Annotated in this window: 16 protein-coding genes; 6 read left to right on the top strand and 10 right to left on the bottom strand. The window is 52.9% G+C overall.

What is annotated here, in order from left to right; all coding sequences use genetic code 11:
* Window positions 1-194: 194 nt before the first annotated feature.
* A complete protein-coding gene (locus FRY98_RS07010) occupies window positions 195-2,225 on the top strand; it encodes an Ig-like domain-containing protein (RefSeq protein WP_148450959.1) in 2,031 nt (676 codons plus the stop codon).
* Window positions 2,226-2,607: 382 nt separating this feature from the next.
* On the opposite strand, the gene FRY98_RS07015 is transcribed toward FRY98_RS07010, so the two are convergent.
* Both FRY98_RS07015 and FRY98_RS07020 read right to left on the bottom strand, forming a co-directional pair.
* Window positions 2,608-2,784, bottom strand: a complete 177-nt coding sequence (locus FRY98_RS07015) for a helix-turn-helix domain-containing protein (RefSeq protein ID WP_225039225.1) — start codon at window positions 2,782-2,784, stop codon at window positions 2,608-2,610.
* A 2-nt stretch (window positions 2,785-2,786) separates the two neighbouring features.
* Window positions 2,787-3,128 (bottom strand): sigma-70 RNA polymerase sigma factor region 4 domain-containing protein, encoded by a 342-nt coding sequence (locus FRY98_RS07020; RefSeq protein ID WP_148450961.1) that lies wholly within the window; start codon window positions 3,126-3,128, stop codon window positions 2,787-2,789.
* Between the two features lie 182 nt (window positions 3,129-3,310).
* On the opposite strand from FRY98_RS07020, the gene FRY98_RS07025 reads away from it, so the two are divergent.
* Complete coding sequence (locus tag FRY98_RS07025; RefSeq protein ID WP_148450962.1) at window positions 3,311-3,523, top strand: hypothetical protein; 213 nt, start codon at window positions 3,311-3,313, stop codon at window positions 3,521-3,523.
* 287 nt (window positions 3,524-3,810) lie between these two features.
* Window positions 3,811-4,644 (top strand): methyl-accepting chemotaxis protein, encoded by an 834-nt coding sequence (locus tag FRY98_RS29185; protein ID WP_148450963.1) that lies wholly within the window; start codon window positions 3,811-3,813, stop codon window positions 4,642-4,644.
* Between the two features lie 33 nt (window positions 4,645-4,677).
* Here the strand turns inward: FRY98_RS29185 and FRY98_RS07035 are convergent, their stop codons facing one another.
* Window positions 4,678-5,670, bottom strand: coding sequence for a Gfo/Idh/MocA family protein (locus FRY98_RS07035; protein ID WP_148450964.1), 993 nt, complete (start codon window positions 5,668-5,670; stop codon window positions 4,678-4,680).
* A gap of 90 nt (window positions 5,671-5,760) precedes the next feature.
* Window positions 5,761-6,756 carry a Gfo/Idh/MocA family protein gene (locus FRY98_RS07040; protein WP_148450965.1) on the bottom strand — a complete coding sequence of 332 codons (996 nt, stop codon included), beginning with the start codon at window positions 6,754-6,756 and terminating at the stop codon, window positions 5,761-5,763.
* Window positions 6,757-6,913: 157 nt separating this feature from the next.
* On the opposite strand from FRY98_RS07040, the gene FRY98_RS07045 reads away from it, so the two are divergent.
* A complete protein-coding gene (locus FRY98_RS07045; RefSeq protein WP_148450966.1) occupies window positions 6,914-7,414 on the top strand; it encodes a hypothetical protein in 501 nt (166 codons plus the stop codon).
* A 691-nt stretch (window positions 7,415-8,105) separates the two neighbouring features.
* Here the strand turns inward: FRY98_RS07045 and FRY98_RS07050 are convergent.
* Window positions 8,106-8,981, bottom strand: coding sequence for a DUF6612 family protein (locus FRY98_RS07050; RefSeq protein ID WP_148450967.1), 876 nt, complete (start codon window positions 8,979-8,981; stop codon window positions 8,106-8,108).
* 206 nt (window positions 8,982-9,187) lie between these two features.
* Here FRY98_RS07050 and FRY98_RS07055 point away from each other — a divergent pair, with 206 nt between their 5' ends.
* Window positions 9,188-9,754, top strand: a complete 567-nt coding sequence (locus FRY98_RS07055) for an SLOG family protein (protein WP_148450968.1) — start codon at window positions 9,188-9,190, stop codon at window positions 9,752-9,754.
* Window positions 9,755-9,781: 27 nt separating this feature from the next.
* Here the strand turns inward: FRY98_RS07055 and FRY98_RS07060 are convergent, their stop codons facing one another.
* From FRY98_RS07060 to FRY98_RS07080, 5 genes are all read right to left on the bottom strand, one after another.
* Window positions 9,782-11,212: a YfcC family protein gene (locus FRY98_RS07060; protein WP_148450969.1), complete on the bottom strand. Its 1,431-nt coding sequence runs from the start codon at window positions 11,210-11,212 to the stop codon at window positions 9,782-9,784.
* Window positions 11,213-11,282: 70 nt separating this feature from the next.
* A complete protein-coding gene (locus FRY98_RS07065; RefSeq protein ID WP_148450970.1) occupies window positions 11,283-12,866 on the bottom strand; it encodes an amidohydrolase in 1,584 nt (527 codons plus the stop codon).
* Between the two features lie 138 nt (window positions 12,867-13,004).
* The gene (locus tag FRY98_RS07070) at window positions 13,005-13,718 is read right to left on the bottom strand and encodes a GntR family transcriptional regulator (RefSeq protein ID WP_148450971.1); all 714 of its coding nucleotides are present in this window, start codon (window positions 13,716-13,718) and stop codon (window positions 13,005-13,007) included.
* A gap of 96 nt (window positions 13,719-13,814) precedes the next feature.
* Window positions 13,815-14,630 (bottom strand): fructoselysine 6-kinase, encoded by an 816-nt coding sequence (locus FRY98_RS07075; protein ID WP_148450972.1) that lies wholly within the window; start codon window positions 14,628-14,630, stop codon window positions 13,815-13,817.
* 22 nt (window positions 14,631-14,652) lie between these two features.
* Entirely contained in the window at window positions 14,653-15,621 is a 969-nt protein-coding gene (locus FRY98_RS07080) for an SIS domain-containing protein (RefSeq protein WP_148450973.1), read from the bottom strand.
* A 156-nt stretch (window positions 15,622-15,777) separates the two neighbouring features.
* Between FRY98_RS07080 and glgP the strand changes: the two genes are divergently transcribed.
* Window positions 15,778-17,400, top strand: coding sequence for an alpha-glucan family phosphorylase (gene glgP / locus FRY98_RS07085; protein ID WP_148450974.1), 1,623 nt, complete (start codon window positions 15,778-15,780; stop codon window positions 17,398-17,400).
* The last annotated feature ends 47 nt before the right edge of the window (window positions 17,401-17,447 follow it).

The raw sequence follows: 17,447 nt of genomic DNA on the forward strand, positions 1-17,447 counted from the left end.
GCGAATACAATGTACCAGTAATTAGCTACTTTATTAATTCGCACTTTCCGGCCAATCGGCCCCTCCCCTCCTTTACGACTATTTTCCAGAATCCTGGAATTTAAGAGTTTTGTTGGATTTCCCGTTTTTCTGTCTTCCTTGATAATGGAATGGGGTAATGTTCCTTGATAACCATTTTGAGAGGAGAACTGCTGATGTCTCAATTATTGAAAAGACTCACTGCCATATCCCTTAGCTGCCTGCTGGCCTGGACCGTTTGGCCGGGAACCGGTAAGGCCGCCGCGTCTCCGGAAAAACCGGGCACGCCGAAAATCGAGTGGAGCTTCGAGTTTGGACAAGCTTTTAGATCTTCCAAAGGAAACTCGGTTATCTCCGCTACCGATGGAGGGTACCTTGCCGTCGGTGACGTAAGCAACAGCTCAACTTCTTTTGGATACGTCGTAAAAACGGATGAGAGCGGCCGCACCCTATGGGAGCAAACCTTGAATGTTACCGGAGACCCCTATACGGATGGCGTCACGGCCCAAGGGATCATCCCCGTACGGGAAGGCGGTTATTTGGTGAGCGGAGCCGCGACGGACCGGACCGCCAGACCTTTAAACATTCCCTATTTGGCTAAGTTGGACAACCAAGGAAGTGTCGAATGGTCCCGCTATTACCACCTTTCGGACTACACTCATTTTTATGCGGAATCCGCTACGGAGACTGTGGATGGCGGATTTGTCTTTACGGGCTATGGCGCCAATTCCTGGGGCGAAGCTCCGGCTTATCTGATGAAGGTGGACCGGGAGGGGAACGAACTGTGGCACAAAACTTTCTCTCTTGGCGATAACCAGACCTTTAATGACGTCAGGGCGACTCCGGATGGCGGCGTTCTGGCGGTCGGTAAAATCGACAGCGTGATGCACTCGGATTCCGACGCCTCCCTGGTCGTGAAAGTCGACGCGAATGGTAAGGTGCAATGGGAAAAACAGCAGGTTTTTCCCGGCAGCGGCCGCTCCGCTTGGTCCATACAGATGACGTCGGACGGAAGCTATATGGTCTCCGGAATGACGCGTCAGGACGGTAAGCAGGTGCCGTTCGTGTTCAAAATGGATGAAAACGGAGAGATCCTGTGGGAGAAAACCTACCCGCTTGATGAGGGTGAGCATTTCTTCCAACAACTGGTTTCGACTCCGGATGGTTATGCGCTGCTTGGGCGCCACACCATCCGCGAGGATGTGTATACTTCGTCGTCGCAGTATCAAATTTTGCGGATAGACCACGACGGGAATGTGACCGGACATCTCCGGTTTGGAGGCCCGGGATTGGGATATATCGAGAAAGGTACGTACAGCCCGGACGGCGCTTTTCTTATGACGAGTCAAGTTAAATTAAACGAGAGGTACCTGATGCAGCTGATCAAGGTGTCCGGCGAAAGCGGGCAGCCTTCGGCGAATCTGAAGGAACTCCGGTTTACGGATCCGGCGCTGGAGCTTGGCGTCGGCGAACGCAAGCCTAGCGTCGTTGAGGCGGTTTATGCGGATGGAACCGCGTCGATCATCACGAACCAGACCGTATTCACCTCGCGAAATCCGGAAATCGCCGCCGTGGATCGCGACGGCTTCGTTACGGGCGTGTCCCTCGGGACGACGGAAATCGTCGCCGAATATGCCGGATTCTCCGCTAGACTGCCGGTAACGGTGACGGACATCCCTGGCGAAACGCCCGGGCGGTTCTCCCTGGACTCGGAGGATTATTCGCTGATGATCGGCGGTGAGCTGGATACCCAGGCTCTATTTACCGACGAGTCCGGGCATACCTCGATCGTGAACGGGGAAACCCGGTTTACGGTCGCCGACCCCGAAATCGCCCGGGTGGATGAGCGCGGCTTCCTCTACGGCCTCAAGCCGGGGCTCACTTCCTTAACGGCCGTTTACCGGGGCCACACTTTCACGGCGAGCGTGCTGGTCGTGAAGCCCTATGTGCCGGTGACCGCGCCGCCGGCTCCGGAAGCGCCGGAAGTGAACGAAGGGCCGGAGGGACCGCAAGTCCCTGCGGCGGAGGCTCCGGCGGGGCCGACCGCCCCTGAACCGGGCGCCGGTGCGGAGGAGCCGCTTAGCAGCGAGTCTCCGGCCCCGGCCCCGAGCGGCGGCGAGCGGCAGCCCGATACGCCGGCCGCGCCGGCCGCCGAGGGGGCTCCGGCTGTGCCCGCGGCCCCGGAAACACAGGGCGGCTTGAGCTAACCCCACGCTAAGCCGCCCCGCTGGACAACAAGCCCGGACTTTTATCCGGGCTTGTTCCCTGTTTGCCCCCTGACTCACAAAAGCCTGCAATAATGCAGGCTTTTCCGGCCGAGTCAGGGCTCGGCAGCGAAATTCCTGCAAATCCGCATCCTTTTTCGGGATAAACGGCCCGTCGGGCCCATTTCTCCGAAAATACCTGCATCTTTGCAGGAATTTTTGATTTATTCGAAATCGCGGCGGGAAAGCCTGCGCTTTTGCAGGAATTTAGCTTGCCTGCGCGAGAACGCAATGGCGCCGCCATATGCCATACGCACGCGCCCCGCCGGACAGCGCCGAAGGCGCAAAAAAAGCCGCCGTACTTGTCGCGGCGGCAAAAAAACCTTCACTTGTCCTGATCTTCCTGCTCCTTGATCAATTCCAGAAACTCCAGAATGATGTCGGATACCGCATCCTCGGCCGGCGAATGAATGTACTTGCTGACCCGCAAGATATCCCCTTTATAAAGTTCAATCAACTGCAGTACGGCCTCCGGGTCGTTCTGTTTCGCCCGATGAAGCAAAGTCAGGAACTCATCATCCGGGACAACTCTTGGATCATTTTGCGCTTCCATTTGTTCACCCCTTGCTGAGTCATATTCAATTCAAGGGCTACCTCACGCTCGGTCTTGTCTTGCAAATAAATCTTATAAATGATCATACGCCCCGTAGTTGAAGGCAAGGCATCGATCAGCTGACGAATCAACATTTTGTTATCAGAAGATGAGGTAAAACTGGATACGGCCGGTTCGAATCCGTTGAATGAACATTCCCGTCTTTTCACAACTTTGGCTTTGTACTGTACCCTCCAGGCGATCCGATAAACTTCTCTGCGATATTGCTCATACGCGGTTGTTTGTTCCTTCAAATTAACCTCCCCCTTCCATCTTCATCTTCTATGTATAGGGAAATGTGAAGGTTGAACCTACAACCATTAATATGCGAGTTAATTTTAATTATAACATTTTTTCTAATTATTGGTTGTTACCGTGGACAATTTTTTTCTCTATATAAGTGAAAGGGAATTTTCAGAGAAAGGAGGCCCTGAACATGCAGGTCACGGACATTGTCTCGATGGTGGCGAATGTTGGATTCCCCGTTACGCTGTGCTTTATCCTCATCAAGTATGTACTGGAAACCGTCGGTAAAAAACTGGATACGATGAGCTCCACGATCCAGGAGTTATCCGAGCAAGTCAGAAATCTCGAAGAAAGCATCGATGGCGCCGGCCCGGCAGGTCAGACCGGTGCAAAAGCCAAATGACTGTAAGCTTATCCCGTTTTGAGTCCCTTATAGCGTGTCGTCACAGTGCGCAAGGAAGCAGCCCGGCGCCATTCGAGCACAAGTTCCTAGCCTTGAGGCTGCTTCCTGTTTTTCATGGCCCGCCGCAAACCGCCTTCCGCATCATTGTATTCCCTTCAAACCCGTCCTATGCCCATACCGCCCAAACCGCCAAACCGGGAACGCGCAGAAAATATCAAATATTGTCACCGTTTCGGGATGTACTATATAATCTATGTAAAAATAATGAATAGGCGGTTGATCAACGGATGAGTATTTTGGATAGCCTAATCGAATCGGTCCCTTACATGCAAAAAATGATCAAAGGCGACATCATGATTGGAATCACCGATCTGGAAAAATTTCTGCTCTACGAACCCTCTCAGGCTATCGATTTTCAAATCAAGCCCGGCGATCCCATTCCGGCGGAGGACCGAAACCTGAGGACCGCGCTGGCCGGTCAAATCTCTTCCACCCAACTTCCCGCGGAAATCTATGGATTTCCGATTCTCGCGTCCGCCATCCCGGTCAGGGATGAGCAAGGCACCATTATCGGAGCCTTGGCAACCGCCCAGTCCATGGAGAACCAATTGAAGCTGGAAGAGAACATGCTGATGATGGATTCTATCGCCGGCCGTCTGGTCGATATGGTACAGACCGTAGCCGCCCATTCCGAAGAACTAACGGCAACCAGCGAAAATATGCTGGCCAACACCAAGCAAACCGTGGAGAACTCCTCCGAGATGAACCATACGATCGGGTTTATCAAAGAAATTTCCGAGCAGACCAATCTGCTGGGACTGAACGCGGCGATCGAAGCGGCCCGAGTCGGTGAACTCGGAGCCGGCTTCGAAGTGGTGGCCAAAGAAGTCCACAAATTGTCGGTCAGCACGAAAGAAGCCACCGCCAATATCTCTTCGACGTTGACCAGCGTCCAAGACTCCATCCGCCGGCTAGAAACCGATTTCTCGCAAATCGTCCACTCCTCGCAGGAGCAAGCCGTTCTGGTGACGGAGTTCATGACGGTCATCGATCAACTGAACGAGGCCAGCCAGCAGATGAAGCTTTTTGTCGAATCGCTGATACATCACACCAAAGAATAAAACAAAACGGCAGCCGCGGCTGCCGTTTCTCTTTTACTCGAACGGATATTTCAAATTCCATTGTCCCCGGATTTCGTCGAGAAGCTTCATGATGCCGAGCGACTCTTCCAGCGTGATGGACGGGCTCTCCGTCAGGCCATTCAGCAGGCAGCGCCCCACCTCTTCCGCTTCAAACGCGTATCCCGTAGACGGCCGGTCGTCCGTGAACTTCACTTCCTCTTGCCCGGCTACCCGCAGGTAGGCTTCCTTCGCGTTGAGGAACGACGGAATATAGATCGAACCTTCCGTTCCGTGTATATAGGCGTCATTCGTCAAGGCCAGTCGGACGGCCCCGTGCAGAGAGGCCGATTTCCCCTGGCCGTAATCCAGCAGAAGGGAAAAATGTTCATCCACGCCCGTCTCCCCGATGTGGACGGTACTCGAGATACGCTCCGGCTTCGTTCCAAAGATCATGGAAGCGAAGGAAACCGGATAAATTCCCGCATCCAGCAACGCGCCGCCTCCAAGCCGCGGATTCAGCAAGCGGCCTTCGGGATTCCAGTCGCTGCGGAAACCGAATTCCGCTTTAAGCAGCTTCACTTCCCCGATCCGCCCTTCCTCCAGCCACGTTCTGACCTGAACGATCGGCGGCAAAAACCGGGTCCACATCGCTTCCATCAAAAAAAGCTTGTTCTGCTTGGCCGTATGTACCAAGGGCTCCAACTCGGCGCTGTTTACGGTGAACGGCTTTTCGCACAAAACGGCTTTGCCCGCATTCAGAGCGGTCAGCACGTTCTCGCGGTGATAAGGATGCGGCGTGGCCACGTAAATCGCATCGATGTCCGGGTCGGCCACCAAATCCGCATAGCTGCCGTAAGCGCGGGGCAACCCAAATTGATCCGCGAACTTTTTAGCGCTTTCAAAAGTCCGCGATCCGACCGCCAATCCTTCCCCGTTACCGACGTACGCCAAATCCTCGGCAAATCTCTCGGCGATCCATCCGGTACCCATGATGCCCCATTTGATTGTTCCGCCTGCTTCTCCCATGATAGAGTTTCCCTCCCGACAATAATTTCATAGTGACTATATTAATTCTATCAGCAGGATAAGCGAAACACCAACTTTATTCTTCTCCGACTATTCAAAAGGATAGCGCAAACCCCATTGCGTCCGGATCGTGCTCAGCTGTTCCATCACCTGCAGCGAAGCGGCAAGCGGCATGATCGCGCTTTCGGTCCGGCCCTCCAATAGACAGCGGCCCACCTCTTCCGCCTCGTATTCGTACCCTTTTCCTTTCCGCTCGTCCGCAAAAGTCTCCACAGCTTCCCCGCCGATGTACAGCGTGACCGAGGGCGCCTTATTGATCGAGGGGAGCACGATGCATCCCTTCGTCCCGTGAATGACCGCCTCGTTTCCGAGCCCCAGCCGGATCGCCCCGTGCAGGGACGCCACGCCTCCCGACGGATAGGTGAGCAGCGCCGAAAACTGCTCATCCACTCCGGTTTCGCCGATCCGGGCCGTGCTCCAGATTTCCCGGGGGAGCGTACCGAACACCATGGAGGCAAAAGCGACCGGATAAATGCCCACGTCCAGCAGAGCCCCGCCCGCCAGCTCGGGGTTCAGCAGCCGCCCCTCCGGCTCCCAGTCCGCCATAATGCCGAATTCCGCTTGAACCAGCCGGACCTCGCCGATGCGGCCGGATTCGATCCACTCCATCGCTTTGCGCATGGGAGGCAGAAACCGCATCCACATCGCCTCCATGACAAACAGCCCGCGTTCCCTCGCGGCTGAAATCAGCAGCTCCAGTTCGCGGCTGTTCACGGTAATCGGCTTTTCGCACAGGACGGCTTTGCCCGCCCGCAGACTATTGAGCGTATTTTCCAAATGGTAACGGTGCGGTGTCGCGACGTAGATCACATCAACCTCAGGATCATTGACAAGTTCCATGTAACTTCCGTATGCCCGCGGTATTCCGAATTGCGAGGCAAAGACCGCGGCGTGCCCGGGCTGGCGCGATCCGACGGCATAGGCGACCCCATTGGTCGTATGGGCCAGGTCCGCCACAAACTGCTCAGCGATGGTACCCGTCCCCATGATGCCCCATTTCACTTTTTTGGTCTCAGGCCCTCTCATGCTTCCTCCTCCTTCACAGTCATCTAATAACATGTACCCTTTTACCAGGTTTATGAACTACGATGGCGCCCTCATGAGAAATCCCTTTGATTCTCCCCGGGCCCATCCGTTATACTGAAGCTGTTTGCGAAAAGACGAATGACGGCGGAGGCGAATCATGCTTACTTTTGAACAGAAGCTGCAAATTCTGGATTCCTATCCGGAACTGGAGCGAAGAAATGTATCGCTGGGACGCGTAAATTACCAGTATGAGCAAAGCGTCCACGATAAAAAAACGGTAGCTTATCATCTTCATCCCAACGGGAACGGGTACGTATATGCCGGCTTGCTGGAGGGTTATGAAACGGACGATAAAGGCTATGTAAATATTCGGGAATATAACGAACAAGAGCTGCGGGATCTTTTGGACCGGTCGATTCGCTCCCTGTCGGTTCGCGAAGATTCGGAGGCCGGACGGCCGGATCCTATGCATGGCGCTTTCCACAAAGAGACGCCGGGAGGCCTTTGGCGGAACGCGGACGGTGCGGTGTTGACCCTGAAATATGAAGACGACCTATGGTATATCTTTGCCGGGCAAAACCTGGAAATGGTGTTTGAGACACGGGAGGAAGCCGGGGAATACCTGACCGAAGAAGGGTTTTCTCCGCAAAAAAAGTAAATCCGGCGTTAGCGCAGCCTATGGAGAAACATCCGTGGGCTGCTTTTTTATAAAAAAATTAAATAATGTTCAAAAAAATGTTTGATTTTAGTCACAAAATGTTCAATAATATAGATAAGACACAGAATGTTCACAAAATAAACGGCACTGCGAAAAAGGAGCTGACTTTCGATGTGGGAACCTGGAAGCAGTAAAACTAAAAGCGGGATCTTCGGTTGGATTATCGGTTTGGGCGTTTTCTACGCCGTCTTCTATATCGCGTTCACGCTAATGTCGATCCACGGATAATTGTAACCGTTGTCAATTTGTCTAATCGGATGGATAAGCCCGAGGCTTCGGCCGCAGGGCTTTTTTGCTTGATCCTATGAATCATCCCCCTCCTCCCGTCAGACAACCTTGATAATATAGAATTCCTGCATATGTGCATGTTTTTTCTTGTTTGGGGTCAAAAATTTTAAAATTCCTGCAAATCTGCAGGAATTTTCGACGAAACCGGCTCGTTTCTCTAAAATCGCTTGAAATACCTGCAGATTTGCATCTTTTTGGAGTTGAACGTTTGGAAGCACACTAGGCGCATCACATCACTTCACCACCCGCATAGCAGGTGTTTTTTTGTTTCGCACGCTTCGCCAGCTCAACAGGCCAAAAAAACCGGCCCCGTTTGGGGCCGGCTTCTCCTCATCATTGGAACTTACTTCGCGCTATCCAATACTTCTTGAGGAATTTCGATTTTCGTGAGTTCGTCATACTTGGAAATCGTGCTGTCCATATCCATGTCAAGCGTTACGCTTTGTCCTTCCACGCTCATTTCCATGGACATTTTAACATTGGACTTCGTCGGCAGGAATGTGTCTTTGTTTACGGCATAGGAAATCTTGATGTTCTTGATGTTCATTTGATCCAGCATTGCCGCAGTTTGCTCATTTTGGCCGCCCGATTGGTTCATCAAGTTCTTTGCCAAGTCCTTCACGCCGTCGCCGGACAAATCCGCGCTCAATACATATTCGTCGCCTTCTTCAACCACTTTCGCTTCGCTGGCGATCGATTTGAATTGCTGCAGTTGAGCCTCCGGGCTCGCCGATTGCTTCATGCTGTCCAAGATTTGCTTGCTTTCCGCTTCAGGCATCTTCGTCCAAGCTTCGCCTACTTTGGAGTAAACGCCGTTTTGCGTAATGTACTGCTCAATGTTTTGGCTTCCTTGCGCCCCCATGGACATATCCATCACTTGATGAATTTCCATCGGTTCTTTAACGATATCCATTTTCAGCGTCATGTCGATCTTTTGCTCTTGCGACTGCTCGCCTTGCTTCACGACGATGTTTTGGCTGATTTTGGAGTCCATAGCCATGCTTTTCAGCTTTTCACTGGCTTCCGTGGATTTCGCCATCAATTCATCTACAGTAGGAACCTTTGTTTCCGCCGGCGTATTGGTTGTTGTTTCTGCAGCTTTATTTGCGCCGCCGTTCGCCGCTTGGTTAGCGCCGCCTTCAGCCGCTTTCTCTTTGCCGCATGCCGTAATGCTAAGTACCAGTGCTGCCCCCAGTAATACTGCTGTTAATTTCTTCAAATCTTTGTCCTCCTAGAATATGTATTCTTAACGATATTACCTAAAGTATGGAAGGGATGACAGGGCAAAAAGGCTCATTTCGACATATAATCCCTTTAAATTTATGGTATTTTTGTCCTACCTCCTCTTGTTTTTTCATGATTTACTGCCATGTATGGTTTATAATGTTAATGGACAGAATCCCGCCAACGGAAGGAAGAAGCGTGTTGAAAAACTTGCTGGTCACCGGTTACCGAGCCCACGAGCTTGGCATATACAACAATAAACATCACGGCATTCCTTTCATCAGACAAGCCATCATCAACCGGCTCCTGCCTCTCCTGGATGAAGGATTGGAATGGGTAATCACCCCCGGGCAGTACGGCGTCGATCTGTGGGCTTGCGAAGCCGCCCTTCAGTTGAAGGAGGAGTATCCGCATTTGAAATGCTCCATCATAACCGCCTTCAGCCACCCCGAAGAACAGTGGAACGAGGAAAAACAGGCGTATTACCGCGATTTGGTGCGTCAACTGGATTATTACGGCTCGGTCAGCAAAGAAGGGTACCAGGGAAGATGGCAATTTACGGCCCGCGACGAGCTGCTGCTGCGAAAAACGGACGGCATTCTCCTGGTTTACGATGAAGAAGCCGGGGAGGCCAGCCCTAAATATATGAAAGAACGGGCCCTGAAAAAACAGGCACAGGACGGATACCTGTATTTTCAGATCGGCCCCGATGAAATTCAGGCCGTCGCGGAAGAAGAACAGCTGCGGGAAGAGTTCTACGACGGCTAGGGCAACAACAAAAGTACCGCTTTACCTTTACATGCCTACGATAGCCGAAACCGCCGAGAAGACGGCCGCAATGATCCAAAGCACGACGAAGAGCTTCATAATCACTTTAAGCCATTGGCCGAAATTGATACGGGCGATAGCGAGCCCCGCGAGCAATACTCCGCCCGTCGGAGAAATCAGATTGGTCAGACCGTTGCCGAATTGATAAGTCGTTACGATCGCTTCACGGTTGATTCCAACCAAGTCGCCGAGCGGAGCGAGGACAGGCATGGTCAACGCCGCTTCGCCGGAAGAGGACGGCACGAAGAATGTAATGATATTATGAACCAGCAGCATGATGGTGGTAAACGCGTAATTCGGCAGACCTTTCAGCAAATCGGAGAGATAATTCAGGATCGTATCGATGATCATCCCGTTTTCGGCAAGCACCAGAATGCCCCGGGCCAAGCCGATAATGACAGCCGCATAGACGAACTCTCCGCAGCCTTTCACAAAGTTTTCCGCCATTTCGCGTTGATTCATCCTGGATACCAAACCCGCAAAGAGCCCAAGCGCAAAGAAGAGCGCCCCGATCTCCGTCATATACCAGCCCTTTGTCAGAATTCCCCAAACAATCAGCCCCAAAGTGACCACGAACCCGGAAATAATCAATTTGTCCCGCAGGGAAAAGTCGATTTCTTCCCCGGTATCTTCTTTAAGGAACAGCGGCCTGTTTATCAGGTCATTTTTGAAAACAACGGACTTTTCCGGATGTTTCTTCACCCGGTGCGCATACCACATCGTAAAGGCGATGGAGATGCCGGTAAATACGATCCATTCGATAAATCGAAGCCACAACTGCGGATTGCCTTGAACTCCCGCGATCCCTTGCGCAATCAGCACGGAAAACGGATTGGTCGTCGATCCGACATAACCGATTTGGGTCCCCAGGAAAAGAATCAGGATGGCGGTCATCGAATCGAAGCCCAGCGCAAACATCAACGAAATAAAGATCGCGTACAGCGGGATGATTTCTTCGCTCATTCCGAAGGTCGACCCGCCGAGACTACAGATCACCATGGCGATCGGTATGACCAGAATTCCTTTGCTTTTAAGCCGTCGGGCCAACGCGAGCAACCCTCGGTCGATCGCTCCGGTCTGGAGAATGATACCGAAGGCGCCGCCTACAACGAGTACAAAAGCGACGACATCGACGGCGTTGATGATCCCCTCCATGGGAGCGCTTAAAATTTGCGGTATCCCTTGGCGTAAATCGGTTCCCTCGCCATGTTTGCTTACCTCATGATATGTGCCGGGGACGATAGCCGATTTGGTCACACCGTCCACCGTGACCTCCTGGCGTTCAAATTGCCCGCTCGGCACAATCCAAGTCAACGCCGCCATTAAGATCATGATAAAGAATATCAGAGTATAGCTGTGAGGCAGCGACCATTTGAGTCTCTTTTTTCCCGTTTCCATCTTAATCCCTCATTCCGGAATTGGATTATTCACAAAATATAACATTATGAGATGTCTTATCCAGGGGGTGTTAACTCCGCTGATCATGAACGATCTTTCCGCCGGCAATGGTCAGTACCGCTCGCGCGTCCCTCAGCTCATTCGCGGGAGTTTGCAGCAGATTCCGGTCAAAAACGGCGATATCCGCCAGTTTTCCCGCCTCAAGCGTGCCTGTCCGGTCCTCCATAAAACAGTGTTTCGCTCCGTTGATTGTCCACGCTTTAAGCACTTCTTCCACCGGCATTCCTTTTTCAGGGTACCATCCTCCGGGCGGGCTCGCATCCGGAAATAACCGGGCGCTGGCGGCGTAAATGGAATCCGGAACGCTCGAGATAAACAGAGGGAGATCCGTCCCGATGGTGATCGTAACGCCGGCATCCAACATGCTCTTATAATCGTAAAACCGGCTTTCTCTATCCTTCCCCACCACTTCGGCCATGTAGGCCTCTTTGTAGGACGGATTCAGCAGCATGACCTGGGCGTACACCTCCGCAAAAATTCCCGCCGCGGCCATCCGCTTCAGATCATCCGGGTGAGGGTATTCCAGATCGCTGATGGAATGTCTTGCATCCCGCTCCCCGTTTTGTTCTCGGCACGTTTCCAGGATGGATACCGCCCTTCGGATCGCCGCGTCGCCTTCGGCCGTCAATGTACATTTCAGTCCGTTACGGTCCGCCTCCAGCACCGCAGCCTTAATCGCCTCGTAATCCACCGGCCTCAGATTGGTCACTCCCGGCAGATCGGCATAAGGCTCCAGCATGTCTCCCGTGTGATTGGCCACCACGCCATCCAGCATAATCTTGAACCCCTGAAAACGAAGCTGATCGCTACGGTACTTGCCCTGACACTCCAGACCAAACGGAATGTTAAGCGGTTCCAGAACAGGTTCCAGGGCGAAATGTACGCGTAACGGCAGACGCCCGCTCGCTTCCAATTCCGTCAAGACCGGCAGTAAACCGCTGTAATCGTCAAAGCCGATGTCCTTGATCGACGTCACCCCACGCCCAGCAAGCATCTGGGCAAAATCAAGAAACTCCGATGTGACCAGTTCCTTGTCCCGGAGCATTTCTTTCAGCAGTTCGGCCCTTGCTTCCGCGCTGCATTCATCCGGTTTAAATCCATACTTATCTATGGCGGCTCCGTTCATCCAGCAATAATTCTTCGAACGGTTGATCGCCACCACCGCCCGATCGGGAATGGCACCGTCCAGCAATGTCTGGTCCGGCAGTTCGCCCCAGGTTTCCCGGTCCCAACCGAAAGCGTATACATTTTTGCCTTTCGGAAGTTTGTCCGCGTATTTCACCAGCAAACGCAGCGCCTCCTGAACGGAGGCGGTTTCGGATAAATCCAGGCCACGGTGCATCGACATATAACCGGTAAAAAACACATGGTTGTCATGAATTCCCGGCATAATCAATTCATCTTTAAAATCATATATTTTCGTTTCCGGCCCAATCCATTCCCGAAACGCCGATTTTGGCCCGACGGCGGTGATAACATCGCCTTTTACCGCAACAAAACCGGGGCCGGCTCCAGATTTCTTACCGGTAAAGATCGCATCCGATACGAGAACGAGATCGGCAAATGCGTTCATTGTGGCATGGGAAGCTTGCATATTTACCCCTCCTAATTTTCCGCGACAGTTTTCTCCGTCCTTTTACCATACGTATTATAACGTTATATCGTGATGTTTACCTTTCCCCTTTGTTCAAGGAAAGAAGGGTATGAGGTTTTCGGCAAAAGGACGGAACCTCTATAAGGTGAACTGATATCTGTCTCCGATCATGAACTGTCTACCGGCATGTACCGGTAATCCGTGCTGGTCATAGATCATCGTTTTCATGTAAAAAAGCGGTTTTCCGATGGACGTTTCCAATAGACGCGCCTTGTCCTCGTCCGCCAGAACGATTTCCAGCGTCGTTTCCCCGGGCTGGTTCGGATCAATCCCGTATTTATCCCGCAACAGATCATAGAGCGAACCTTCCAGCGTTTCATCCATAAGAAACGAGAAGCGCGATGCCGGATAGTAATTGTTCTCCAGCATGAGCGGGCTGTCGCCGGCGTATCTTGTTCGCTGAATATAGATCGCCTTCTCCCCTTCAGCCAACTGCAGGGCAACCGCTAAATCGGAATCGGGAACGATGATTTCCTTCCGGGTCACCCGGCTGTGCGAGGTCAAACCGTTCGCCTTGCATGCCGCCGTGAATCCGATCACATGCTCGATTTTGCGACCGATTTTGGGATGGCTTACAAAAGTGCCTTTTCCCTGCCGCTTGGTCAAATATCCTTCCTGCGCCAATTCTTCAACGGCCTTCCGGACGGTAATCCGGCTGACCTGATAGCGATCGCTCAATTCCGTTTCCGTGGGAATCTTCTCACCTTGCTGAAAAGTTCCGTTATGAATCGCCGCCTGAATCGCTTTCTTAAGTTGGATATATAATGGTTCGGGATGATCAGAATTTAACATAGGACCCTCTCTTGTACTATAACGTTATAAACTCTTTGCTTAAAGCGTATCAAACGTTACTGGATAATACAAGAAGATGGTTAGTCGCCATAACCGTCATTCGTAGGACACGCCGAAACCGAAAGACCCTTCCACCAGGCAACTGGCCGCGGCGAACCGGGAACCCTCTTCCATCGCCGCCTGGATATTGCGGTCCTTGAGGTAACGGAGCAGGAACGCCGCGATGAATGAATCTCCCGCCCCCATCGTATCTACGGCTTCCACCAACTCAGGGGCCTGATAATATAGGCGCGCCCCGTCAAAAGCCACAGCCCGGTCGCTGCCCCGGGTAGCCACAATAATCTGGCCTTCCCGGGCTCGTTTGGTTTGAATATAACGGATCGTTTCCTCCTCGCTCATATGACTGCACGAGAAGAAGGCGAAATCAACGTAAGGAATATGCCGTTCGACCTCCGCTTCTTCAAAGTCGTCGGAGAAATCGAAAGAAACGGGTACGCCAAGGCTTTGCAGTTCAGGCAGCAAATGTCCCGTATGGCTGTACAGGCCGGTATGCATTACGGCGAACTCCCGGATGTACGACCGGTCTTCCTCGCTAAGTGAAAGCGGATTCAATCGGGTGACGCCGCCTTCATTGCTTCCGAGGAAGACGCGGTCCCCGTTTTCCAGCGTAACACGCGCACAGCCGTTTTCCCCCCGGTGATGGCGGCACCGGCTGATATCGATTTCCAGTTCATTTAAAGCCCGCTCGACATGGCGGGCTTCCCGGTCATCTCCGAACACGCCGACAAATGCCGCGTCCGCGCCCAGCTTCTTGGCAAACACGCTGAAATTCAACGCGTTGCCTCCCGGATACATCACGCCCAAGTGAACATACTTGTCCACAACGTTATCGCCAATGCCCAATACTTTCATGCTATATCCCCCCTGTTTCAGTTCAGTATGCCACTTTCCCCATGTAACGGCGGGTCTCCAACGGATGATTGCGAATGTCCGCCAGCTCTTCGCGGTATACGCACAAGATGCTGTAGAACAAGACGGGGTTAAAGAATTCCACAACTTCATCGGCGATGGTGTTCAGTCCCAATTCCTTGGCGTCCACGACTTCCACTTTTGCCGCGTATTTATTTAGGAAAGTCAGAGCGCGCTCATCCAGTGCGCGGGTACGCCCCTCATTCATCATTAGGATAAACGGCGTTTCTTTATCGGTCACCTCAAACGGACCGTGGAAGTATTCGCCGGAATGGATCGGAGCCGCGTTAAGCCACTGCATTTCCATCAAAGAACAGATGGCAAACCCGTAAGCATGTCCGAAAGAAGCTCCGCTGGAGAGAATGTAGAACAACTCTTCACTCCGGTATTTTTCCGCGAATGCCTTGGCGCGGGGTCCCACCAACTTCTTGCCTTCCACAATAATACCGTTGATTTTCTGAATGCCGTTTTTAAACGCTTCGTAATGGGCATACCCTTCCGTAACGTTCAGGATTTCTACGACCAATTCCAGAATGATCGCCATCGGGTTGTTCTTCACATCGCTGTCCGCGCCCCATTCGTATAAGAAAGGATGGTCGGTGTATTTCAGCAGCCCCGCTTCCTTATTATGCGTCAAACCGATGGTGTGAGCTCCGCGTTGTTTGGCCACTTTGGCCGCTTCCACCGACTCGGGCGTATTGCCGCCATGGGAGCAAACGATAACCACGGAGTCCTTGTTCAAGCGCTTCGGCAAGGCATGGACGAATTCATTGGCCGTATAAAGGCCCGTTACCACCTTTTGGGCTTCGCTCTCCAGAAAATATTTGGACGGATACATATCTACCAGGGATCCGCCACAGGCGACCAGATAAACCTCCGAGATTCCGTTTTCGGTCTGTTCATGAATCGTGCTAATGACTTTCGCTACGCTCATCTGTAGTCTCTCCTTTATATAACGTTATATAACGTATTATTTACAACCTCAATATAACCGCTTTCATCGTGAAGGTCAAGTTAATTTTTTTCTCCGCAATTCCCCCCTCTCCGCCCCTTCGCATATGATGTGCTATAAATCCGAAGGAGGCTGCTCATGAACGAAATGAAATTGCCTACCGTCGCTTACTTCTGCATGGAGTACGGGCTTCATTCCGATTTTAAAATATACGCCGGAGGGCTCGGCATCCTGGCCGGGGACTACCTTAAAGGGGCCAAGGATATCGGCGCGCCCGTCGTCGGGATCGGCATCAAATGGAAGCAAGGCTATACGGATCAGCGAATTGATGAAGACGGCAAGCCCTATGACAGCTACCATAACTATGATTATGACTTTCTGGAAGACACGGGCATTAAAGTCGGCGTGAAAATTCGGGATGTCGATGTCATATGCAAGGTATGGAAAACGGAAAAGTTCGGCAATAACCCGCTGTACTTGCTGGATACGGATATTCCCGAAAACGCCGACACCTGGATCACCGGCCAGCTGTACGGATGGTTCGGCGAGGAGCGGATCGCCCAGGAAATCGTACTGGGGATCGGCGGGGTGAGAGCCCTGCGGGCTCTGCAAATTCCCGTGGAGGTGTACCACTTCAATGAAGGCCATGCCGCCTTGGCCGCCACGGAGCTGATCCGAGAGAAGATGAGCGCCGGCAGCACGTTTGAAGAAGCCTGGAACGCCACCCGGGAAGAGGTCGTTTTTACGACCCATACGCCGATACGCGAGGGCAATGAGGCGCATCCGCTGGAGCGGCTCGAGTATATGTCCGCCTATAACGGACTGACCCGGGGGCAAATGGAGCAAATCGGGGGCAATCCCTTCAATATGACGGTGGCCGGCCTACGCCTGTCCCGGATCTCCAACGGGGTTGCCCGGCTGCATGCGGAAACCGCGAACAGGATGTGGCAGGACGTCACAGGGCGCTCCCCTATTATAGGGATTACCAATGCCGTTCATCCCCCCACGTGGGTCGACGAGCGGATCACCCGCGCTTATGAGGAGGGCGGCGATTTGTGGGGCGCCCATATGGAAGTCAAAGGCGAACTGCTTGATTTCATCCGGGAGCGCACCGGCATCGCGCTGAACCCCGACCGCCTACTGATCGGCTTCTCGCGCCGGGCGGCTTCCTACAAGCGCAGCGATCTGCTCTTCTCCAAGCCGGAGGTCATCGCTCCGTATCTGGAGGCGGGAACCGTACAGATCGTTTTCTCCGGCAAAGCTCACCCGCAGGATGACAACGGCAAGCGGATCATCAGCCATTTGGTCGCCATGATGCGAAAATATCCGGAAAGCGTCGTCTTTCTGGAGAACTACGACATGACGATTGGCGCCCGGCTCACCCGCGGTTCGGACGTCTGGCTCAACAACCCGCGCAGACCGTTGGAAGCCAGTGGAACCTCCGGCATGAAAGCGGCGATGAACGGCGTGCTCAACTGCTCCATTCTGGACGGCTGGTGGCCGGAAGCATGTCTGCACGGGGAGAACGGCTGGCAGATCGGAGGCGGATTCGAGACGTCCGACTTCGCGGCGCAGGATCGTCACGACAGCGAAGCCCTGTATGAAACCCTGCTTGGAAGCGTTTTTCCGACCTACTACGAGAACCGGCCCCAATGGGCGCGGATGATGGAAAGAAGCATCGAAACGACCCGGGAAGCCTTCGCCACGAAACGAATGCTGGATGATTATTATAGGCTCATGTACATCAAAAAAAGCGAATAGCCCCTTCGTTCAGCCTTGGACATTCGGACCGTCCGGTCTCCTTAAAG

This window comes from Paenibacillus faecis, from assembly GCF_008084145.1.
Lineage (GTDB): Bacteria > Bacillota > Bacilli > Paenibacillales > Paenibacillaceae > Fontibacillus > Fontibacillus faecis.

Bases quoted from the DNA above. Each gene is read 5' to 3' on its own strand.
- glgP (WP_148450974.1), top strand. From the start codon at position 15,778: ATGAACGAAATGAAATTGCCTACCGTCGCTTACTTCTGCATGGAGTAC.
- FRY98_RS07025 (WP_148450962.1), top strand. From the start codon at position 3,311: ATGCAGGTCACGGACATTGTCTCGATGGTGGCGAATGTTGGATTCCCC.
- FRY98_RS07070 (WP_148450971.1), bottom strand. From the start codon at position 13,718: ATGTTAAATTCTGATCATCCCGAACCATTATATATCCAACTTAAGAAA.
- FRY98_RS07010 (WP_148450959.1), top strand. From the start codon at position 195: ATGTCTCAATTATTGAAAAGACTCACTGCCATATCCCTTAGCTGCCTG.
- FRY98_RS07080 (WP_148450973.1), bottom strand. From the start codon at position 15,621: ATGAGCGTAGCGAAAGTCATTAGCACGATTCATGAACAGACCGAAAAC.
- FRY98_RS07060 (WP_148450969.1), bottom strand. From the start codon at position 11,212: ATGGAAACGGGAAAAAAGAGACTCAAATGGTCGCTGCCTCACAGCTAT.
- FRY98_RS07045 (WP_148450966.1), top strand. From the start codon at position 6,914: ATGCTTACTTTTGAACAGAAGCTGCAAATTCTGGATTCCTATCCGGAA.
- FRY98_RS29185 (WP_148450963.1), top strand. From the start codon at position 3,811: ATGAGTATTTTGGATAGCCTAATCGAATCGGTCCCTTACATGCAAAAA.
- FRY98_RS07075 (WP_148450972.1), bottom strand. From the start codon at position 14,630: ATGAAAGTATTGGGCATTGGCGATAACGTTGTGGACAAGTATGTTCAC.
- FRY98_RS07040 (WP_148450965.1), bottom strand. From the start codon at position 6,756: ATGAGAGGGCCTGAGACCAAAAAAGTGAAATGGGGCATCATGGGGACG.
- FRY98_RS07035 (WP_148450964.1), bottom strand. From the start codon at position 5,670: ATGGGAGAAGCAGGCGGAACAATCAAATGGGGCATCATGGGTACCGGA.
- FRY98_RS07065 (WP_148450970.1), bottom strand. From the start codon at position 12,866: ATGCAAGCTTCCCATGCCACAATGAACGCATTTGCCGATCTCGTTCTC.